The sequence below is a fragment of the Sphingosinicella sp. genome, assembly GCF_013911755.1.
Classification (GTDB): Bacteria; Pseudomonadota; Alphaproteobacteria; order Sphingomonadales; family Sphingomonadaceae; genus Sphingosinicella.
Genome location: NZ_JACESP010000017.1, coordinates 62,972 through 83,230, shown reverse-complemented (window position 1 = coordinate 83,230; position 20,259 = coordinate 62,972). Strand labels below are relative to the sequence as shown.

The 20,259-nt window shown below is 64.8% G+C and carries 17 protein-coding genes and 1 pseudogene; 4 read left to right on the top strand and 14 right to left on the bottom strand.

What is annotated here, in order from left to right; genetic code table 11:
- Position 1: 1 nt before the first annotated feature.
- From rsfS to H2052_RS12530, 13 genes and pseudogenes are all read right to left on the bottom strand, one after another.
- Positions 2-397, bottom strand: coding sequence for a ribosome silencing factor (rsfS, locus tag H2052_RS12590; RefSeq protein ID WP_293782151.1), 396 nt, complete (start codon positions 395-397; stop codon positions 2-4).
- A gap of 3 nt (positions 398-400) precedes the next feature.
- Positions 401-1,006: a nicotinate-nucleotide adenylyltransferase gene (locus H2052_RS12585; protein WP_293782150.1), complete on the bottom strand. Its 606-nt coding sequence runs from the start codon at positions 1,004-1,006 to the stop codon at positions 401-403.
- Positions 1,006-1,983 (bottom strand): LLM class flavin-dependent oxidoreductase, encoded by a 978-nt coding sequence (locus H2052_RS12580; RefSeq protein WP_293782149.1) that lies wholly within the window; start codon positions 1,981-1,983, stop codon positions 1,006-1,008. The genes H2052_RS12585 and H2052_RS12580 overlap by 1 nt, the downstream gene beginning before the upstream one ends.
- A 7-nt stretch (positions 1,984-1,990) precedes the next feature.
- Positions 1,991-3,247, bottom strand: coding sequence for a glutamate-5-semialdehyde dehydrogenase (locus tag H2052_RS12575; protein WP_293782148.1), 1,257 nt, complete (start codon positions 3,245-3,247; stop codon positions 1,991-1,993).
- Positions 3,244-4,371, bottom strand: coding sequence for a glutamate 5-kinase (gene proB / locus H2052_RS12570; RefSeq protein ID WP_293782147.1), 1,128 nt, complete (start codon positions 4,369-4,371; stop codon positions 3,244-3,246). The genes H2052_RS12575 and proB overlap by 4 nt, the downstream gene beginning before the upstream one ends.
- Positions 4,356-5,399, bottom strand: coding sequence for a GTPase ObgE (gene obgE / locus H2052_RS12565; protein WP_293782146.1), 1,044 nt, complete (start codon positions 5,397-5,399; stop codon positions 4,356-4,358). The genes proB and obgE overlap by 16 nt, the downstream gene beginning before the upstream one ends.
- Entirely contained in the window at positions 5,396-5,962 is a 567-nt protein-coding gene (locus tag H2052_RS12560; protein ID WP_293782145.1) for a GNAT family N-acetyltransferase, read from the bottom strand. Before H2052_RS12560 ends, obgE begins: the two co-directional genes overlap by 4 nt.
- A gap of 134 nt (positions 5,963-6,096) precedes the next feature.
- Positions 6,097-6,366: a 50S ribosomal protein L27 gene (gene rpmA / locus H2052_RS12555; protein WP_121047484.1), complete on the bottom strand. Its 270-nt coding sequence runs from the start codon at positions 6,364-6,366 to the stop codon at positions 6,097-6,099.
- A 90-nt stretch (positions 6,367-6,456) separates the two neighbouring features.
- Positions 6,457-6,810: pseudogene (rplU, locus tag H2052_RS12550) on the bottom strand (50S ribosomal protein L21); the annotation flags it as partial.
- Positions 6,811-6,944: 134 nt separating this feature from the next.
- The gene (hspQ, locus tag H2052_RS12545) at positions 6,945-7,343 is read right to left on the bottom strand and encodes a heat shock protein HspQ (protein WP_293782142.1); all 399 of its coding nucleotides are present in this window, start codon (positions 7,341-7,343) and stop codon (positions 6,945-6,947) included.
- An 86-nt stretch (positions 7,344-7,429) separates the two neighbouring features.
- Complete coding sequence (locus H2052_RS12540) at positions 7,430-8,581, bottom strand: FAD-dependent oxidoreductase (RefSeq protein ID WP_293782140.1); 1,152 nt, start codon at positions 8,579-8,581, stop codon at positions 7,430-7,432.
- Complete coding sequence (locus H2052_RS12535) at positions 8,578-10,314, bottom strand: hydantoinase B/oxoprolinase family protein (RefSeq protein ID WP_293782138.1); 1,737 nt, start codon at positions 10,312-10,314, stop codon at positions 8,578-8,580. Before H2052_RS12535 ends, H2052_RS12540 begins: the two co-directional genes overlap by 4 nt.
- A 17-nt stretch (positions 10,315-10,331) precedes the next feature.
- Positions 10,332-12,380 carry a hydantoinase/oxoprolinase family protein gene (locus tag H2052_RS12530; protein WP_293782136.1) on the bottom strand — a complete coding sequence of 683 codons (2,049 nt, stop codon included), beginning with the start codon at positions 12,378-12,380 and terminating at the stop codon, positions 10,332-10,334.
- Between the two features lie 253 nt (positions 12,381-12,633).
- Between H2052_RS12530 and H2052_RS12525 the strand changes: the two genes are divergently transcribed.
- Positions 12,634-14,715, top strand: coding sequence for a TonB-dependent receptor (locus H2052_RS12525; protein ID WP_293782134.1), 2,082 nt, complete (start codon positions 12,634-12,636; stop codon positions 14,713-14,715).
- 84 nt (positions 14,716-14,799) lie between these two features.
- The gene (locus H2052_RS12520; RefSeq protein WP_293782201.1) at positions 14,800-15,789 is read left to right on the top strand and encodes an ornithine cyclodeaminase family protein; all 990 of its coding nucleotides are present in this window, start codon (positions 14,800-14,802) and stop codon (positions 15,787-15,789) included.
- Positions 15,790-15,807: 18 nt separating this feature from the next.
- Here the strand turns inward: H2052_RS12520 and H2052_RS12515 are convergent, their stop codons facing one another.
- Complete coding sequence (locus tag H2052_RS12515) at positions 15,808-16,995, bottom strand: cytochrome P450 (RefSeq protein ID WP_293782132.1); 1,188 nt, start codon at positions 16,993-16,995, stop codon at positions 15,808-15,810.
- A 122-nt stretch (positions 16,996-17,117) separates the two neighbouring features.
- On the opposite strand from H2052_RS12515, the gene H2052_RS12510 reads away from it, so the two are divergent.
- Positions 17,118-17,597, top strand: a complete 480-nt coding sequence (locus H2052_RS12510; RefSeq protein WP_293782130.1) for an Lrp/AsnC family transcriptional regulator — start codon at positions 17,118-17,120, stop codon at positions 17,595-17,597.
- A 13-nt stretch (positions 17,598-17,610) separates the two neighbouring features.
- A complete protein-coding gene (locus H2052_RS12505; protein ID WP_293782128.1) occupies positions 17,611-20,238 on the top strand; it encodes a LuxR C-terminal-related transcriptional regulator in 2,628 nt (875 codons plus the stop codon).
- The last annotated feature ends 21 nt before the right edge of the window (positions 20,239-20,259 follow it).

The following is a 20,259-nucleotide window of genomic DNA, read 5'->3' as shown; positions in this document are numbered from 1 at the left end:
CTCAGGCGGTTGCGGCCGCCGCCGGCGTCTTGTCGAAGGCCCACATCTTCTCGAGGTTGTAGAAGCTGCGGACTTCCGGGCGGAACAGGTGAACGATCACGTCGTCTGCATCGATCAGCACCCAATCGGCGGTCGGCAGCCCCTCGATCCGCACGACACGACCAAGGTCCGCCTTGATCTTTTCGGCGAGCTTCTGCGCCATGGATGCCACCTGCCGCGTGGAGCGGCCGCTGGCGATGATCATGTGATCGGCGATTTGCGTTTTTCCGCTGAGCGGAATGTCGATGACATCGACGGCCTGATCGTCGTCGAGCGACTTCAGGATGAGGGCGTGCAGCTCTTCGGAGCTTCCGCCGTCATGGTCGCCGGGCGTTGCCGCGGCGCTATTGGGAGACAATCCTTATCCCTTCGGGTTCGTTGCACCAATTCGGCTCGCCCATCCCGGATCGCGCGTGCGGATCGCTGTGGCGGAGGTGGGATCGAGCGGGATCGAAAGGATCACTATCGCCGGCAACTCCCATTCAGCCCAGAGTTTGGCACGCGCTTCGCCGCGGATATGCCGCCGAAGCCACGCCATGGCCGGAGCCCGGCGTGCCCGCCCAATGTAGTCTCCCCGCGCCATTACGGCAATCGGCACTTCGCGGGCGATGTCGCGCCAGCGTTTCCAGCGGCTGAACTGCAACAGATTGTCCGCGCCCATGATCCATATGAAGCGGTGCTGCGGGAACGTGCGCCGCAGTGCGGCGATCGTGTCGACCGTGTAGGTGGTGCCCAGCGCCGCTTCGATGTCTGTGGGCCGGATGCGCGGATGGCGCGCGACGCTGCGGGCGGATTCCATGCGCACGGCGAGCGGCGCCATGCCCGACTTGTCTTTCAAGGGGTTCTGCGGACTGACCAGCCACCAGACCTCGTCTAGCGCGAGCCGCCGCAGCGCCTCGATACTGATATGCCGGTGGCCCTGATGCGCCGGGTTGAACGACCCGCCGATAAGGCCGATGCGCGCCACTACAGCCCCGCCGCCTGCGCGGCGATTTCGTAGGAGCGGAGCCGGGCTGCCTGGTCGAAGATCATGCCCGTCACCATCAGTTCGTCGGCGCCGGTTTCGGCTGCGAACGCCTGCATCTGCCGCGCCACGGTCTCCGCGCTGCCCACGGCCGAGCAGGAGAGGGTACGTGCGAGATGCGCCTGAAGCTCAGGCGGGAGCGATTCGCGGTAGCCGGGGATCGGCGGCGGCAGCTGCCCGCGCTGGCCCGTGACCATGCGCACGAAGGCTTGCTGCTGAGACGTCGCGAGCACGGCGGCCTCCTCGTCCGTATCGGCAGCGATGACGTTGTAGCCGAGCATCAGGTACGGCTTGTCGAGGCGGGCGGATGGCTTGAAGTGGTTGCGGTACACCTCGATCGCCTGGCTGAGTGCCTGCGGCGCGAAGTGCGAGGCGAAGGCGTAGGGCAGGCCGAGGTGCGCGGCGAGGCTCGCGCCGAACAGGCTGGAGCCGAGAATCCACACATCCACGTTCGCGCCGCCCCCCGGCACGGCAAGCACCGGGCCTTCGTCCCGGAAATAGGCCATCACCTCCTGCACGTCCTGCGGGAAGCGCTCCGAGGCGGCGTGGAGATCGCGGCGGATCGCCTGCGAGACCATCTGATCGGAGCCGGGCGCGCGGCCGAGGCCGAGGTCGATGCGGCCGGGGTAGAGCGCGTCGAGTGTCCCGAACTGCTCGGCGATCAGCAGCGGCGCATGGTTCGGCAGCATGATGCCGCCCGCGCCGACGCGAATCGTGGAGGTCGCGCCCGCGATATGGCCGATCAGCACCGAGGTCGCGGCGCTGGCGATGCCGGCCATGCCGTGATGCTCGGCGAGCCAGAGGCGGCGGTATCCGAGCCGTTCGCCCGTTTGCGCGAGCGCCACGGAATTGGCGAAGGACTGCCGGACGCTGCCGCCTTCGGTGACGGGCGAGAGGTCGAGGATCGAAAGCGGGATCATGCTGCCATCAGGGGCGAACCTGCCCGTTGCCGCGTACCACGGTCTTGTAGGTGGTGAGCCCTTCGAGCGCGACCGGGCCGCGCGCGTGCAGGCGGCCCGTGGCGATGCCGATCTCCGCGCCGAAGCCGAACTCGCCGCCGTCCGCGAACTGTGTCGAGGCGTTGTGGATGACGATGGCGCTGTCCACGCCCGCGAGGAAGCGGTTCGCGGTCTCGGCGTTTTCGGTGACGATACTCTCGGTGTGCGCGCTGCCGTGGCGGGCGATGTGCTCCGCCGCGCCGCTCACCCCGTCCACCATCCTGGCGGAGATGATCGCGTCGAGATATTCGGTGCCCCAGTCGGCCTCGTCCGCGGGGACGACGCGCGGGTCGATGGCCTGCACGGCGTTGTCGCCGCGCACCTCGCAGCCGGCGTCGAGCAGCGCTTTCACGACCCGCGCGCCGGTCGCCTGCGCGCCCTCGTCGATCAGCAGTGTTTCGGCCGCGCCGCAGATGCCGGTGCGGCGCAGCTTGGCGTTGAGCGCGATGGCTTCGGCCTTGTCCGCGTCCGCGTCGCGGTCGATGTAGACGTGGCAGATGCCGTCGAGGTGCGCGAGCACGGGCACGCGCGCTTCGGATTGCACGCGCGCGACAAGCCCCTTGCCGCCGCGCGGGATGATGATGTCGATAAGGCCCGCCGCGCCCAGCATCGCGCCGACGGCGGCGCGGTCGGGCGTGTCCACCAGTTGCACCGCATCGGCGGGAAGCCCTTCGCTGGAGATGCCCGCGATAAACGCGGCGTGCAGTGCCTTCGATGTGGCGAGCGCTTCCGATCCGCCGCGCAGGATGCAGGCATTGCCCGACATCAGGCACAGCGCGCCCGCGTCCACGGTGACGTTCGGGCGGCTTTCGTAGATGATGCCGATGACGCCGAGCGGTACGCGCACCTGTTCGAACTTGAGGCCATTGGGCTGCGTCCAACCCTTGATCGGCGCGCCGACGGGATCGGGAAGGCCCGCCACGGCTTCCACACCCGCCGCGATGCCTTCGAGGCGGGCATCGTCGAGCCGCAGCCGGTCGAGCATCGCGCCCGAGGTGCCGCGCGCCTCTGCAGCCTTCATGTCTTCGGCATTGGCGGCCAGGATCGTGGGAGCGGCAGCGCGGATCGCCTCTGCGGCGGCCTTCAGTGCGGCAGCCTTGCGCGCGGTCGGCGTCGCTGCGAGCGTGCGGGATGCGGCGCGGGCAGCGGTGGCCATCTCGGCGATACGGGCTTCGATCTCACTCATAACAATACCAGATGATCCCTGTGTACCATGGCGGAACGCGGCGCATAGCCGAGGATGTCCGCCTGCGCCTCGGTGCGCTTGCCCGCGATGGCGCGCGCATCGGCGATATCGTAACCCGCAAGGCCCCGCGCAAGCACGTGGCCGTTTTCGTCGGCGATTTCGATGGCGTCGCCGCGCGCGAACTTGCCGTCCACCTGCCGCACGCCCGCCGCGAGCAGGCTGCCACCACGTTGCAAGGCCTTCACCGCGCCCGCATCGATGGTGAGACGCCCGGCGGAGGTGAGGCGCCCCGCGAGCCAAGCCTTGCGCGCCCGGCTTGCCGAAACGGCCGCGAACACTGTGCAGCGGCAGGTCTCTTCGAGCCGCGCGAGCGGGTTGAGGCCGGTGCCCTGCGCTATGCCGAGCGGGATGCCGCTCTTGCAGGCGATGCGCGCGGCGGCGACCTTGGCGCCCATGCCGCCCGATCCCATCGCGGCGCTTTCCCCCAGCGTCACGCGCTTCAGCACGGCATCGATGTCGTCGACGCGCGCGATCAGTTCTGCGTCCGGATCGCTGCGCGGATCGGCAGTGAACAGCCCGTCGATGTTGGAAAGGAGCAGCACGCCCTCCGCCGCGGCGGCCTGACCCACGCGCGCGGCGAGGCGGTCGTTGTCGCCGAAGCGGATTTCCTCGGTCGCGACGCTGTCGTTCTCGTTGAGCACCGGCACGACGCCGAGCCCGAGCAGACGTTCGAGCGTCGCGGCGGCGTTGAGGAAGCGGCGGCGATCCTCAAGATCGCCAAGCGTCAGCAGCATCTGCGCGGCAGTGATGCCCTTGTCACCGAGCAGTTCGGCCCACGCCTGGCTGAGCAGGATCTGACCCGTGGCGGCAGCGGCCTGCGCGTCCTCAAGGCAGGCGCGCCCGCCCTTCGGCAGTCCGAGCCGCCGCGCGCCGAGCGCGATGGCGCCCGAAGAGACGACGACGATCCGCTGGCCGCGCGCCCGGCGGTCCGCGATGTCGGCGGCGAGGCTTTGCAGCCATTCGCGCCGCAGCTTGCCGTCTTCGTCGACAAGCAGGGCTGAACCCACCTTGACGACCAGAGCTTTGCAGTTGCCGGGCGAAAAGGGACTCAGATCGGTGACCATGCTGCCTGTTTGTCCGCCTCTTTTCGCGTGCCCCGCGCGGGCTCCCCGATCTTACTCAGAAGCGCGCCGAGAACCTCCGTCAAGCCTTCACCGGTGGCAGCGGAAACCAAGTAGACCTCGTGCCCGCAGGCCTTTTCAAGCGCCCGTTGCTTGGCGGCGCGCCCGCGCGCGTCGATGAGGTCGATTTTGCTGAGCGCAACCACCTGCGGCTTGTCTTCAAGCCCCGCGCCGTAGGCCTCCAGTTCGTCCACGATCGTGCGGTACGCCTTGGTGGGCGAGGGCGCACTCGCATCGACAAGGTGCAGCAGCACGCGGCAGCGCTCGACGTGCCCGAGGAAGCGGTCGCCAATGCCGACGCCGTCCGCCGCGCCCGCGATCAGGCCGGGGATGTCGGCGAGCACGAACTCGCGGTCGCGATGCAGAACGACGCCGAGCTGCGGCTTCAGCGTCGTGAACGGATAGGCACCGACCTTGGCGTTGGCGTTGGTGACGGCGTTGATGAAGGTGGACTTGCCCGCGTTCGGCAGGCCGAGCAGGCCCGCGTCGGCGAGCAGCTTCAGCCGCAGCCACACCCACATCTCCTCGCCGGGGATGCCGGGCTGCGACTGGCGCGGCGCGCGGTTCGTCGAAGTCTTGTAGGAGGCGTTGCCGCGTCCACCCATGCCGCCGTGCAGGAACGTAATGCGTTCGCCGACCGTGGTGAGGTCGGCGAGCAGCGTATGCTCCTCGTCATCGGCCAGAATCTGCGTGCCCACCGGCACGGGGATCACCAGGTCCTCGGCCGAAGCGCCCGTCTGGTTGCGGCCGGCGCCGCCCGCGCCGCGCGGCGCCTTGAAGTGCTGGCGGTAGCGGAAGTCGATCAGCGTGTTCAGGCCCTCGACGGCTTCGAAAATGATGTCGCCGCCCTTGCCGCCGTTGCCGCCGTCCGGTCCACCGTGTTCGATGAACTTCTCGCGGCGAAACGAGACGGCACCGGGGCCGCCGCCGCCGGAGCGCAGGTAGATCTTTGCCTGATCGAGAAACTTCATGCCGCTTCCCTATACATGCCGACGCGATCTAGCCAGCGTTCGCGTGACAGGCGGTATTCGACCGAATCGATCTCGCAGTCGCGCGCGCGGCAATAGTGCGGCACGATCTCGCCGGTGGGCATAAAGCCGAGCTTTCTCAGAACCTTGCCGGAGGCCGGATTGTCGATGAAGTGGCCCGCGCCGAGCATGTCGTTGCGGGCGCCGAGGAAGGCTGCCGCGATGATCGCCTCGGCGGCTTCGACCGCGATGCCCTTGCCCCAGTGGCGCCGCGCCACCCAATAGCCGATCTCCGGAACGGCAATCTTGTCGTTCCACCGCCCGAACCCCACGCTGCCGACAAGTTCGGGCGCGCCGTCCGTGCGCAGGAAGATGAGGCTGCTCGCCTCGTGTGGCGGCGTTTCGGCGTCCTTCGCGATCTTCATGCGCGCGTCTTCGATGCTGTAGGGCCACGGCGCGGTCGCGAGGTTGCGGACGATCGCCACGTCGGCGATCGTGGCGGCCAGCGCCGCTGCGTCTTCCGGCCACGCCGGCCTTAGAAACAGCCGTCTCGTTCGTGCAAACATCTCTCGCTCCATGCCCGATCGGGAAGGGGAGAGACGAAAAAAGGGAGATGGCGACCCATCTCCCTTTCCCTGTGCCTATGCACCAGATTCAGGGGCCGCCTACCCGGCGGCCGTATATCAAGCGGGCCGCCTCGCTATTCCGCTGCCATCGGCATCGGATCGACGCTGACGAATTTGCGTCCAAGCTTGCCGTCGTGGAACGCTACGCGGCCCTCGACGAGCGCGAACAGCGTATGGTCCTTGCCGATGCCGACATTACGGCCCGGGTAGAACTTGGTTCCGCGTTGACGAACGAGAATGTTGCCAGCGAGTACGTCCTGCCCGCCGAAGCGCTTCACGCCAAGACGCTTGCCTGCCGAATCGCGACCGTTACGCGACGAACCGCCAGCTTTCTTATGTGCCATGGTTCAAACTCCTCTTTACTCGGCGTCGGTCTTGGCAGCGGCCTTCTTGGCCGGGGCCTTCTTCGCGGGCTTTTCAGCCGGCTCGGCGGCCGCTTCCACGGCCGGCGCGGCTTCCGCCTTCGCGGCCTTCGGCGCCTTCGCGGCGGCCTTGCCGATCGCGGTGATCTTCAGCACCGTCAGAAGCTGGCGGTGACCGTTGCGGCGGCGATAGCCGTGACGGCGCTTCTTCTTGAAGACAATGACCTTGTCGCCCTTGGGCTGCGCCACGATCTCGGCCGACACGACCTGACCGGCGACGTCCTTGAGTTCGCCGCCCTCGCCAATGGCAAGGATGTCGCCCAACTGGACGGTTTCGCCGACCTCGCCCTTCAGGCGGTCAACGGTGATCTTCTGCTCGGCGGCTACGCGATACTGCTTGCCGCCCGTGCGCACGACTGCGAACATGGCTTTTGGCTACCTTAGGCCCAGAAATTGAACAACAAGCACCCGCGCGTGGAAACACGCCGATGCCTGCGGAAAGCGCAGCTAGCTACTGGCCGTGGGCGCGAATGTCAACCGATTCAGCACAGCTTTCGCCATCAGTGGCAATGCCGTGATTTCAGCCGATAGCTGCCGTCCGGCATTCGCTCGAACATCTCGGAAACCGCAGGGTGCAGCACAGGCGCGCGGCTCTCGTCCGGCAGCAGGTTCTGCTGGCTGACATAGGCCACGTACGTCTGGTCGTCGTTCTCGGCGAGCAGATGGTAGAAGGGCTGATCCTTCGCCGGGCGGATGTCCTCGGGAATCGCTGCCCACCACTCCTCGGTGTTGGCGAACTCCGGATCGACATCGAAAATAATGCCGCGAAACGGGAAAAAGCGGTGCCGTACCACTTCGCCGATGCCGAAGCTGGCGGTGGTGACGGGCTCGCCGAAGGACGGCAGCAGACGCGGCGTGGGAGCAGCGGAGGGAGCGGTGATGGACTTCGCGGTACGCATGGAGAGAATATAAGGGCCTGCTGCCGCTCTGCAAAGGCTGCCCGGTTCTCCGCGATACGAAAGAGCCGCTGTTGCTGCCGACTTGCTTAGGCCGCGGGCTGCAAATGAAAGCGTTCAGTGCCCATGTCCGCGTAGGCAATGCCTTCGGCGCGCAGCGCCTCCGGGCAGTCCTCGTCCCGAATGCGCGCCGCAAGCAGTTGGGCGAGCGCAGGGGCCGTCTGGATGCCGTAACCGCCCTGGCCGGCCAGCCAGTAAAAGCCCGGCAGATCCAGGTCCGGCCCGGCGATCGGCAACCGGTCCCGCGAGAACGTGCGGAGACCGGCCCAGCTGTGGCGGATACGCCGAACCTGAAGCGTCGTTGCCGTGCAGACCCTGTCGACCGCGACGGCGATGTCCCATTCGTCCGGCTGCGCGTCGCATGGCTCGCAGGCCGTTTCGTCCGCGGGCGAAAGCAGAAGCGCGCCCGCGTCCGGCTTGAAGTAGAAGTCTTCGTCGATATCCATCACGAACGGCCAGCGCGCGATCTCCATGTCCGCGGGCGGATCCACTAGGACGGCGGTGCGCCGAAAAGGCTTTACGTAGCCTGTTCTCGATCCGGCCATGGCGGCGACATTGTCCGCCCATGCGCCGGCTGCGTTCACCACGACCGCGCTGGCGAAAGCGCCCGTTGCCGTGCGCAGTATCCAGCGGCCTTCGTCGTGGTCGAGACCTTCGAGCCCGGACCGCGTCACCAGAGCGCCGCCGTTCCGCCGGAATGCACGGAGATAACCCTGGTGCAGGGCGTCGACATCGATCGCGAGCGCGCCGGGTTCATAAACCGAAGCCGCAACATACGGCTCGGCGAGGAGCGGGCAGAGGCGCCGCGTGGCGGAAGCATCCAGCCACGTGGTAAGGGGCGCGATATCCGGCCGCGCGAAGAAAGCCTCCAGGCGGCCGAGCTGGTCCGCGCGGGCGACAAACATGTTGCCGAGCGGTGAAGTCAGCGCGTGGTCGGCGAAGCCCTCGGGCGGCGCGGCGAGAAATTCCCGGCTGGCGCGCGACAGGGCGCGAACGGTTTCATTGCCGTAGATGGCCGTGAAGACCGCAGCGGATCGCCCCGTCGCGTGATAGCCCGGTTGATCTTCCTGCTCGAGGAGCAAGACCCTGTGGGTGGAGGACAGTGCGCTTGCGATTGAGGCGCCGGCCATGCCGGCGCCGATCACGGCAATGTCGAATACTGCCTCGGGAACCGTGGTCATGAAGCGGCCCGCAACTCCTGCGTCTTCTGCAGGTCGAGCGACCAGGCTCCGCCGCGTTCCTCGACGACGACACCGTAACGGGTGCGGGCGTCCTCGGCGGTGAGGAATTCGTTGCGCACATCTCTGAGCACAAGCTCGGGATCGCGTTCGCTGGCCTTGCCCCACGCTCCGCCGCCACCGGTGATGACACGGAACAGCGTGCCCTCGCCGAACGGGCCGATGGAACCGACACGCTTGTTATAGACAATGCGTTCGCCCTCCACCGGCATCACGGTGAGGCTGCCGTGATCGCCGTCCGTGCCGTCCTTGAAGCCCGCGGCCGTGGTGTCCGCAGTATTTTCGATGACGAAGGACGCGTAGACGCCGTCGGTGAGGCACCGGTAGTCCTTGCGGACGCCCATGCCACCCCGGAACTTGCCGACGCCGGCGACTTCGGGTGCGAACTCGAACAGCTCGACGCGGAACGGATGACGCGTCTCGGTGATCTCGATCGGCGTATTGGGCAGGTCGCCGTTGCCGGTCAGCTGGTTGGTCGCACCGTCTCGGTCGATCAGCGCGCCGTTGCCGCCGTGCATCGGGTCCATCATCACGAACGGCTTGCCGTGGCGCGATTGGCTGCGCGAGAAGAACGCGCCGGTCAGCTGGTAGCCGCCCGCCGGGCACTTGTCCGGCACGATGTTCAGGAAGCACCGGAACATCATGTCCATCAGGCATTCGATGACATAGCCGTAAGAATCGGTCGGCGCGGGCCACACCGGGTTGACGATCGATTCCGGCGGCAGCTCGAAATCCAGGCATTTGGTGTGGCCGGCGTTGCAGGGATCGAACGGCAGCAGGATGCCCTTCAGCGACGATGCGAGGATGCCTTTGGTGCAGGGCGCGGGAAGGTTGATCGGCCCACGCGCCGTGGGGCTTGAACCGTTCAGCGAGAAGTGCACGCGGTCGCCCTGGATCGTGACCTTCAGGCAGACGAGGAATTCGCCGTCTTCCTGCACGCCGTCGCTGTCGAGACGGATCGAGGTGCCGTATTCGCCGTCCGGCAATGCCGCGATCGTCGCGCGCATCGATCGGTCGGTCTGGTCGATCACATAGTCCATCGCCTCGCGGATCGTCTTCGTGCCGTATTTGGCGCACAGCGACTGGATACGCTCGCAGCCCTGCCGGCACGAGGCGATCTGCGCCTCAAGGTCGCCCTTCACGATTTCCGGCACGCGAACATTGCAGTCGATCAGATCCCAGAGTCCCTGGTTCTTGACGCCGCGTTCCACGATCTTCTGGTGCCGGAAGCAGAGGCCTTCCTGAAACGTGTCCGTCGTGTCCGGGCACCAGCCGCCGGGATTTTTGCCGCCGACGTCCGCCCAGTGCGCGGCGGTTCCGCAGAAGGCGACGAGTTCGCCTTCGAAGAACACCGGCATGTAGACGTTGGTATCGGAAATGTGCGTTCCGGTTTCGAACGGATCGTTGACGATAAGGACATCGCCTTCCGCGAAATTGCCCTTCCACCGCGCTATTCCGGCGCGCACGGCTTCCGGGAAGGCCTGGCTGAACACGATCACGCCCGGCGTTTCCGCCCACATGTCACCGGTCGCCGACATGATGGTGACGCTGAAGTCCTGGACTTCATAGAGCAGCGGATTGAAGGCCGTGCGGATCATGGTCTTCGCCATTTCCTCGGTGGCGGCGACGAGGCGGTTGCGGATGATCTCCGTCAGAACGACGTCTACTTTGCGCATGGTGTGTCTTCCCGCCTTTAGAGAGTGGGTTCGAGAACGAGATTGCCGAAGGTGTCGCAGGTGGATTGCCACCCGGGCGGAACGATCGTCGTCATGGTCCATTCGTTGATGATCGCAGGGCCGGTGACGATCTGCCCCGCCGAGAGCGTCTCTCGGTCGAACACATCGGTCGGCACCGCTTTGCCGGTGCGCGGGAAATAGACATCCAGCTGCCGCATCGCCGCGCCCTGCGGCCTTTCGGGCATCGGGGCGATCTCCGGCGCGCGGACACGCCCGATCGCGCGGCAGCGGATGGAGACCAGCTCCAGCGGTGCGTCCGGTTCGCCGTGGCCATAGAGCCGGATATGCGATTCGACGAAGCGCTGGCGCGCGCCTTCCAGAATGGACGCGGCATCCCGCCATGCGTCCTCCAGGTCGATCGTGATCGTGTATTCCTGATTCTCGAACCGAAGGTCGAAGCGCTTCACGCGCTCGATATCGCCGGCGGCGAAGCCATACTGGCCGATGCCGTTCGCCGCCCGCGTTTCCAGCTCGTTCATCGTCGCCAGCGCTCCGGCGATGTGCGCGGCGTCGAACGGCATGACCTTGGTGCGGACCTCGTCCTCCATGTAATCGGTGGTGAGGATGCCCCACGCCGAGAAGTTCGCCGGCGCATTCGGCACGATCACCTTGGGCACCTCCAGCTCCTCCGCCACCGAGCAGGCGAACAGCCCGCCGCCGCCGCCGTAGGCGAGCAGCACGAACTCGCGGGGATCGAGGCCGCGCTCGACCGTCTTGCTGCGAATGGCATTCGCCATGTTCGTTTCGGCGATTGAAACGATGCCCTGCGCGGCCGACTGAAGGTCGAGCCCCAGCGGCGCGGCGATCTTCTTTTCGATGGCCGCCCGCGCGCCTTCGGTATCGAGCTGCATCCGGCCGCCGAGGAAATAGGCGGGATCGAGGCGGCCGAGCGTCAGGTGCGCGTCGGTGACGGTCGGCTCGGTGCCGCCGCGTCCGAAACAGACGGGCCCCGGCGAGGCGCCGGCGCTTTGCGGCCCGACCTGCAGGCCGCCGCGGTGGTCGAGCCATGCGATGGAGCCGCCGCCCGCGCCGATCGAGATGACGTCGATCAGCGAACCGAGGATCGGCCGCTGCGCGATCTCGGCCTGGCTGCGTTCGAGGACGCGCCCCTCCTCGATGATCGCGACATCATAGGTGGTGCCGCCGACGTCGGTGCAGATGACGTTCGCGTAGCCGAGGCGGTCGCAGAGGAACTTGGCGCCGATCACGCCGCCCGCGGGGCCGGACATCAGCGTACGGATCGGCTTCCGTCCGGCCGTCTTCGCATCCACGACCCCGCCGCTCGATTGCATGATGGCAAGCGAGCGCGTGTAATTCGCGTCCTTCAGCTTCGTTTCGAGATTGGTGAGATAGGTCTGCACCGTGGGCTGAATGAAGGCGTTGAGCACCGTCGTCGACGTCCGCTCATATTCGCGCCATTCGGATGCGATCTCGTGCGACACGGAGATCGGCAGATGCGGGTGGCGCGCGAGGATGCGCTGACGCGCGGCAATTTCATGCGCGGGCTGGGCATAGGCGTGCAGGAAGCAGATCGCGATGGCCTCCGCGCCGCGCGCCAGCAGCAGGTCGACCTGCGTGTCGACCGCTTCAAGATCGATCGGCGTCAGCACCTCGCCGTCGAAGGTCATGCGCTCTGGAATTTCAAGGCGAAGGAAGCGTTCGACGAGCGGCGGCGCAGACTGGTGCAGGAAGTTGTAAACAGGCTTCCGGCCGCCGCGACCCATCTCCAGAACGTCGCGGAAGCCTTTGGTGGTCAGCAGGCCGACTTTCGCGCCCTTTTCCTGAACCAGCGCATTCACGCCGACGGTCATGCCGTGGAAGATTTGCTGGATGCTGTCGATCTCGACGTCGAGGCTTTCGATGCCCTTGAGGAACTGCTCGTGCAGCCTGTCCGGAATCGAGGGAATCTTTTCCACGCGGGCAGCGCCGGTAGCCTCGTCCATCAAGACGAAGTCCATGAATGTGCCGCCTACGTCCACGGCGACCCTGTAGCGATCCTGTGTCATGCGCTCCCGCTCTCGATAATGTGTTCGCAAGGCCCGGCCGGACTTGCGAACGATGAACTCAGTCCATCGAGGGAAGCGGGGTGCGGGCCTCATTGCAAGGTTGCTCATGGGGGATAACCCAAAGCCGTTCCGGCGTGGGGTTCGACTATGGGGGATCACCCAACATTTGGCTTGGACCGGCGGCCGATCGCCCCGACTATTGTTCGCGGATACTCGTTCGCAAGTATCGGTTGCACATAAAAGGGGGAATATGATGGATACCGTTCGAACGCGGATTCTGGCTGCCGTTTCGGTGGCCGGCCTGCTTGTCGCCGCCGCACCGGCCGTCGCTGCCGAGCCCGAGCAGAGCGAAATTGTCATCACGGCGCGCAAGCGCGCGGAAAGCCAGATCGAGGTTCCCGACGCCGTCACCGTGTTCACGGCGCAGACCATCGAGAACGCCGGCATCAACGACGTCACGGACTTCGCCAATCTCACGCCCAACATGTTCTTCACGCCGACCTTCAGGCCGGCGGAAATGCAGATGACGATCCGCGGTATCCCGACGGCGCAGGGGGGAGAGGCCCCGGTCGCGGTCGTGATCGACGGCGTGCAGGTCTCGCATCCCACCTTCGTCAACCAGGAACTGCTGGATATCGAGCAGATCGAGGTGCTGCGCGGCCCGCAGGGCTCGCTCTACGGCCGCAATGCCATCGGCGGCGCGCTCAATATCACGACGCGGCGCCCGACCAACGAACTCGAAGGCATGGTCCGCGCTTCCTACGCCAGCGGTAACGATATCCGCGTCGGCGGTGCCATCTCGGGTCCGCTCGTCAAGGACAAGCTGCTGTTCCGCCTCGCCGCTTCGATGCGCGACTACGAAGGGCAGTTGCGCGATCAGACCGCGCGCGATGGTGACCGCAAGGCGGATTACGACGAGAACTACCTGGTGAAGGCCGGCCTCATCTTCACGCCGACTGACCGGCTGGAGATCAACCTCAGGGGCAATTATTTGCATCAGCGCGCCGGCGCCCCATCGCTCGAGATCGTCGGAAATGCCAATTTCGACGATTACGATACGTCGCTGATCAATCGCAATGTCCTGACGTTCGACAAGCGCGAGATCTACGACCTCTCGCTGAAGGCCGATTATGATTTCGGCGCCGCGATGCTCACATGGATCACCGGCTACAGCCGCAGCGACGCGCATCTGTTTGGCGATGCGGATTTCTCGCCGACACCGTTCCTGCTCCAGGATCTCGATCTGACCGTGAAGGCGTTCACGCAGGAGCTGCGGCTGTCCTCGCAGGGTGATGGCTGGCTGCGGTGGCTTGTCGGCCTCTATTACCAGAAGCGCGACACCGACAACTTCCTGCTCATTCCCTTCGACGATGGCACGGGCCAATCGAACGGCACCTTCGCCATCCAGAGCTTCGATGCGGGCACGAGCAAGTCGATTGCGGCGTTCGGTTCGGTGAGCGCCGACGTCTCCGATGACCTCGAACTGACGCTTGGTATGCGCTACGACCGCGACAAGCGCCGGTCCGTGGATACGGCGATCGGCGCAGCCTCGGAGGCGGGCGATACGTTCGAGGCCGTTCAGCCCAAGCTGCAGCTGAAATACAAGATCGCCGACGATCTCAACGTCTTCGCGAGCTACGGACGCGGCTTCCGGTCCGGTGGCTTTAACGCGTTCTTTGCCGCTGGCGCAGATCGGCAGTTCAGCAAGGAAACGTCGGACAGCTTCGAAATCGGCATGAAGGGCGATTTCCTGGACCGCCGCCTGACATTGTCGGCATCGGCATTCCACATCAAGTTCGACAATCAGCAGTTCTTCTTCATCACGGTCAGTCCGCCGTCGCAGAACGTCGTGAACATCGGCAAGGTGGATATTTCCGGCCTTGAAGTTGAGCTGGCCGCCCGCCCGACGTCGCAGCTCACCATCAACGCGGGCTTTGGCCTTTCGGATGCGACGATCAAGCGGTTCAGCGATGCCGCGCCCGCGCTTTACAAGGACAACCGCGCTCCGCAGAGCCCCGCGTACACGGCAAGCCTCAGCATGGATTACGTGATCCCGCTGGCGGACGAATTCGACGTTCGCTTCAACGGCAGCTTCGTGCGGCGCGGCTCGATCATGTGGGATGCCGCCAACACGCTGCGGACGCCCGCGAAGAACCTCATCAACGCCCGTTTGTTCGTCGAACGAGGCGGGTTTTCGATCGGTGCTTACGTCGATAACCTTACGAACGCACGCTATCCGACGCAGGCGCTCGCCAATTCCTTCGGAGACGGCTTGCATTCGCGCATTCCGAGCCCGAAGCGGCAGTTCGGTGTTCAGGGTTCCTACAAGTTCTGATTTTCAGGTCTGATCATGGTGCCTTCGCCGCAAGCGTGGCGGAGGCACCATTCGTTTCCACCGGATGCGGAGGGTTCCTTGACCATGCATGAGGGCCGGGACGTCCGCATTTTCGGTGCGGGCGATGTGTGGGCACATCTTTCGTACGAAGCCTGTATCGCTGCGATGCGCGATGCCATGGTGGCGTTCTCAGAAGGACGTGCGCCGAGTGTCCCGCGGGCGTTTCTGGATCTTGCGGGCGGCAACATGTTTGGCGCCATGGCGGGCAGCCTTGGCGAAGGCGACATGTTCGGCGCCAAGCTGATCAGCCTGTTTCCCGGCAACGTCAGGCATGGCAAGCCTTCGCACCTTGGCCTCGTCGCGGTGTTCGATCCTGCGGATGGCAGCCTCCGCAGCGTCATCGACGCTGCGGCGCTCACCGCGATCAGGACGGCTTCGGCGAGCGCCGCCGCAACCGATGCCCTCGCCCGGCCCGATGTCCGAACGCTTGCAGTGCTGGGATACGGCGAGCAGGCCGAGACGCATATCTGCGCGATCCTCACCGTGCGTTCGATCGAGCGCGTCCGCGTGTGGGGGCGTGATCCGGAACGCTGCGCGCGCTTTGCTGATCGTATCGCGGCGGCGTGCGCAGTTCCGTGCACTGCTGCGACAGACGTCGCACATGCCGTTTCCGACGCCGACATCGTGTGCACGACGACAGCGGCGGTCGAACCCATCCTCTACGGTCGCTGGATCGCCCCCGGAACCCACATCAATGTCGTCGGCTTTGCTGGAAGCGATGCGGCGGAGATTGATGCCGATCTTGTGCTCCGCGCGCGCTATATCGCCGATAGCCGCGCGTCTGTTTTCGCCGAAGCCGGCGAATTCCGTTCGCTGCTCCAAAACGGCGTGGTGACGGACGCCCACATTGTTGCCGAGATCGGCGACGTCTATTCGGGGCGCACGGCAGGCAGAATATGTGATGACGATATCACGCTGTACCGCTCGCTCGGCCACATCGTTCAGGATCTCGCGGCGGCACGCACTCTCGTTGATCTGTCGAGCGGGGCGGCGCTTCGAAGCGTCCGTCTCTGAAGGCTGATGCGAAGGCGCCTATACCCGCCATACAAGATGCAGCGCCGTCGGCTGCCGGAATTCGAAGCCGCGAATTTCCGCGGGGTGATCGGCCGAAAGGCGCATATCCGGGCAGCGTTCGAGGATATGCCGGATGGCGGTGATGGCTTCGAGGCGCGCGAGATTCGATCCCAGGCAGAAATGCGGGCCGAGCGCGAAGCCCAGATGCTTCCGCACGTTCGTCCGGTCCAGTCGGAAGGCGGCGGGCTCATCGAAAACGCGCGGGTCGTGATTGGCCGCGCCGAGCATACAGTTGACGATGTCGCCTGCGCGAAAATTGGTTTCGCCGAGCGTGAAATCCCGAACGACGTGGCGCGTGGCGGATTGCACCGGCGAAAGCCAGCGCAGCGTTTCCTCGATGGCCTGCGGGACGAGGGCCGGGTCTCGGCGCACGCTGGCGAGCGCATCGGGATGCGTGCACAGGGCATAGAGGCAATTGAGGACAACGGCCTCCACTGTCGAGATACCGCCGAAGAAGATGATGGACGCGTTCCTGCAAATCTCGGCGTCATCCAGCCGGTCGTCGCTCGGGTCGTTGACGACCTGGCTGAGCAGGCTGTCGTCGGGCGCTGCCCGCACCCGCGCGATGTGGTGCCGGATGAGCGCATGGAACGCGCCGACGTAACCCTGCGCCCGCGCCCGAACGTCCTCGCGCCACGCGAAATTCGAAAGTGCCCGTTCGAAGCCATCATACCAGAGGCGCAGTTTCGCTTCCTCCTCAAGTGGGATGTCGAACAGCGAAAGGATCGAGAGCACGGGCAGCCGGCTTGCGTAGGCGGCACGAAACTCGGCTTTGCCGTCGTTCACGAAGCCGTCGATGAGCCTACGCGAACACGCATCCGTCCTCTCCTCCATGGAAGCACGGATGCGAGCCGGGCTGAACGCCCCGCGGAACCGGGATTTGAATCGTTCATGCTGCTCCCCTTCGGCAGTCAGCATGTGTTCGCCGAACGTGTCGAAAATCAGCGAATCCGGCGTTCCGGTCACGAAATCGTCGGTGTTGCGAAGTATGGTCTCCACGTCCCGGTAACCGGCGACGAGCCACATGCCGAGATCCGGCACCCAGCCCACGGACGACCCCGACTGCAGCGCCCGGAAGGTTGGATATGGGTCGCGATCCAACGCTTCCGCCGTGATCTCAAGGCAGGGGGTTCGATCGTGCGTCATGGCGGCGTGGGGTCCTTATCCCGTTGTTTCCGTGAGATTAGGAGGCATGGATTGAAGAGTCTCGCCAGATATGCCATGATTTTTCCGAATTTCGGATGGTTTGGATCAAATAAGTCTCATAAATGACGAAAATGACCATAACGCTCGATGCAGGTGACCGGAAAATTCTGCGGGAGCTGCAGCGGAATGCGCGGCTCAGCAACATCGACCTTGCTGCGCGCGTCGGCATGTCTCCGTCCACGTGCCTGCGCCGCACACGCGCACTCGAAGAGGCGGGGATCATCAGCGCCTATGTTGCCGTCGTCGATCCGGCGGCACTCGGGCCGAGTATTTCGCTCTACATCATGATCGATCTCGATCAGCGCATCGAAACCGACGCCAGGATATTCTTCGACAGGATCGCCCGCGACGACCGCATTGTCGAATGCGTTGCGCTGACGGGAAACCACGACATACTGATCAGGGCGGTGGTCCGCGACATGGCAGACATGGCGCAGCTGACAATGGATACGTTGCTGAAGCTGCCGAGCGTGCGGAGCATCACGTCGAGCATCGTGATGCGGCCGATCAAACGGGCCGCTTCGCGATCGGATCTTTTCTGAGGAGCGCAGCTGCATGAAATTCCTGCCGCTCGGAACTGCTTCGGATGCGGTTGAAAGAGAGCGGCTGATCGAGCTCGCGCTGCGGGGTGCACCGGCGGCCGCAGGCTCCACGATCATCACGGCACCAGCAGGATACGGCAAGACGACGCTGCTCGTGCAGATCAGGGACGCGCTGGAGCTTCTGGGCTTCCGCTCCGCGTGGCTCAACTGTACGGTCGATCACGTCCAGCCCGCGGCGTTCCTCGTCGATCTGGCGGCGAGTTTCCAGCGGGCAGGCATGTTTCCGTCCATGCCGGAATTCGGCCTCAGCGATATCGCGTCGTCGCTTTCCGAATGTGGCCCCGTCTCGATATTCATCGATGAGTATGAGTGCGCGAGTTCGGACGAGACGGACAGCTTCCTCGAATTCTTCATTCGCATTTTGCCTTCGAACTGCAAGCTGTTCGTGGCGACCCGCGAACTTCCGAAGATCAGCCTCTCCAAGCTGCTGGTCGACGCGCGAACGCGACTGGTGAAGGCCAATGAGCTGCAGTTCAACCCGGCGGAAACGAAGCGCCTCATGGCCGACATGGGGGATGCGGATTACTATGGCGATCTGCTGGAACAGTGCGATGGCTGGCCGGTCATCCTGCAACTGCTGCGTCTTGAAGGCCAAGCGCTGCAGAAGACGGGATTTCCGCCCACGAGGGGCCAGCACCGGGTCAGCATCTTCAACTACATCGCAGAGCAGGTGCTGGCGCGGCAGGAGCAGGAGTTGCAGGAGTTTCTGCTGCAGATCTCGATCCTATCGGATGTCGATGTAGCCTCCTCCCGGGCCGTCACACAAAGCGACGCCTCGGAAAGGCTGCTGCGCGCGGCGCTCAACCTCAGCCCGATCGTCACCACGATTGCCGAAGAACCACTAACCCTGCGACTACATCCTCTACTTCGCGATTTTCTGCGTCAGGAACTTGCCGTAAGAATGCCGTCTGCGCCCAATGCGCTGCACGGAAGGGCCGCGAAGCACTTTGCCGCGTTGAACGACCTGCACAAGGCCGTTCACCACGCGAGTCTGTCGGGCCAGAATGATCTGACTGTAGACATTCTCGAGGAAGCAGGCGGCGCACTTCTCGTGATCAGCGAAGGCGTCGCTGCTGCCGGAGCGTTTCTCGCCACGCTTCCGGCGAGCGTCGTGACGGCCCGACCCAAGCTGCGACAGCTGCGGGTGATACAGCAAGCGATGGAGGGCATATCCTCGGACTGGTTGGGCGATTTCGAGCGGCTGGACTATCTTTGCAGTAACACGCACGCGAATTCCGGCGACGAGACGTATCAGTTCACCACGGATCTCATAAGGGCAATCCGCAATTGCTCCGAGACACGTTACGCCATGCTGAGCGCGCCCTGGGCAGAGATCGCGAAGCTACGGGAAAAATCCCTCGCGCTGCGATATGAAGAGCCGCGTTACCTTGGTATCTGCCTGCCGGCAGAGCAGATTCCGCTATGTGACTATGGATCGGTCAGTCTCGCCGAACGGCGGACGCAGGAGTTGCAGGCGCTGTTCGAAACCGAACGTTATGCGCCCAACACTGTGTGGATCACCAATCACCTATCTTTCCTCGCCATCACCAAAGGCCATTCGCGCGATGCCGAGCACTACTCCCGCGTCGTTCTCGAACGCCTCGCGGACACCGGAGAGATGCGCAACACCTTCATGCGGCGGCATTGCACCGCCATTCTCGGCCAGAGCTTTTTCGAGCAGAACATGCTCGATGTGGCGCTGGCGCATTTCGATGCCGTGCCGAGGCAGATAGCCTATTCGCTGCTGAGTACGCAGGTGTACGCCGTCTGCACGAGGGTGCGGTGCCTGTTCCTTGGCGGCGAGATCGAGCAGGCGCTGTCGGATCTCGACGATGATTATCAGTACGCGCTCGAAGAAGCCTTGCCGCATATGTCGGTCATCGCGCCGGCGGTTGGTGCCGAGCTGAGGCTGACGGCGGGGGACAGGAGTGGATGCGAACAACTGATTCGGTCTGCGAAGCTTGATGCCGTGCTTGATCAGCACCGGACATGGTTTGTCCGTCCCTGGCTTGAGACGGAAGCGCTGGTACGGCTGTTTTCCCGCTATTGGCTGCATGCGGGCGACGCCGAGCGCGCCTATAATCTCGCGCACGAATTTGCCATTCGTGCCGCGCAAAGCGGACGTCTTCTGATGGGCGCCGGTGGACTTCTGGATGCAGCGGCTGCGGCGTTGGCCGGCGGACATCGCGGCAAGGCCGATACTGCTATACGTCAAGCCATGAAGCAGGTGGAGGGCACCGGCGCAGTGCGTCTTTTCCTCGATGCAGATCAAGACGTTCAGGCTGTTCTTCAAGAGATATCGCGGGATGAACGGTCGGGGGCGGGGGACGCAATCCTGCACCACTTTTCCGCGCACATTGCCCACGACGCGGATCGCGGCGTCGCTAGGCTCCTAAGCCCGCGCGAGCAGGAGGTAATGGCCGAACTGTGTCTCGGGCATCCCACAAAGGTCGCCGCCCGGCATCTCAACCTTTCGTATGAGACGGTCCGGCATCATCTGAAGCGAATCTACCACAAGCTGCATGTCCACACCCGGCAACAGGCCGTGGAGGCCTGGAAGAAACATGCCGATTTACCCTGAGCGGCGGGCTATGCCTCTTGT

What these genes read in the sequence shown, in the direction of transcription:
- H2052_RS12530 (WP_293782136.1), bottom strand. Translation starts at nt 12,380, where the DNA reads ATGACACAGGATCGCTACAGGGTCGCCGTGGACGTAGGCGGCACATTC.
- obgE (WP_293782146.1), bottom strand. Translation starts at nt 5,399, where the DNA reads ATGAAGTTTCTCGATCAGGCAAAGATCTACCTGCGCTCCGGCGGCGGC.
- hspQ (WP_293782142.1), bottom strand. Translation starts at nt 7,343, where the DNA reads ATGCGTACCGCGAAGTCCATCACCGCTCCCTCCGCTGCTCCCACGCCG.
- H2052_RS12525 (WP_293782134.1), top strand. Translation starts at nt 12,634, where the DNA reads ATGGATACCGTTCGAACGCGGATTCTGGCTGCCGTTTCGGTGGCCGGC.
- H2052_RS12540 (WP_293782140.1), bottom strand. Translation starts at nt 8,581, where the DNA reads ATGACCACGGTTCCCGAGGCAGTATTCGACATTGCCGTGATCGGCGCC.
- H2052_RS12575 (WP_293782148.1), bottom strand. Translation starts at nt 3,247, where the DNA reads ATGAGTGAGATCGAAGCCCGTATCGCCGAGATGGCCACCGCTGCCCGC.
- rpmA (WP_121047484.1), bottom strand. Translation starts at nt 6,366, where the DNA reads ATGGCACATAAGAAAGCTGGCGGTTCGTCGCGTAACGGTCGCGATTCG.
- H2052_RS12515 (WP_293782132.1), bottom strand. Translation starts at nt 16,995, where the DNA reads ATGACGCACGATCGAACCCCCTGCCTTGAGATCACGGCGGAAGCGTTG.
- H2052_RS12535 (WP_293782138.1), bottom strand. Translation starts at nt 10,314, where the DNA reads ATGCGCAAAGTAGACGTCGTTCTGACGGAGATCATCCGCAACCGCCTC.
- H2052_RS12520 (WP_293782201.1), top strand. Translation starts at nt 14,800, where the DNA reads ATGCATGAGGGCCGGGACGTCCGCATTTTCGGTGCGGGCGATGTGTGG.
- proB (WP_293782147.1), bottom strand. Translation starts at nt 4,371, where the DNA reads ATGGTCACCGATCTGAGTCCCTTTTCGCCCGGCAACTGCAAAGCTCTG.
- H2052_RS12505 (WP_293782128.1), top strand. Translation starts at nt 17,611, where the DNA reads ATGAAATTCCTGCCGCTCGGAACTGCTTCGGATGCGGTTGAAAGAGAG.
- H2052_RS12510 (WP_293782130.1), top strand. Translation starts at nt 17,118, where the DNA reads ATGACGAAAATGACCATAACGCTCGATGCAGGTGACCGGAAAATTCTG.
- H2052_RS12560 (WP_293782145.1), bottom strand. Translation starts at nt 5,962, where the DNA reads ATGTTTGCACGAACGAGACGGCTGTTTCTAAGGCCGGCGTGGCCGGAA.
- H2052_RS12580 (WP_293782149.1), bottom strand. Translation starts at nt 1,983, where the DNA reads ATGATCCCGCTTTCGATCCTCGACCTCTCGCCCGTCACCGAAGGCGGC.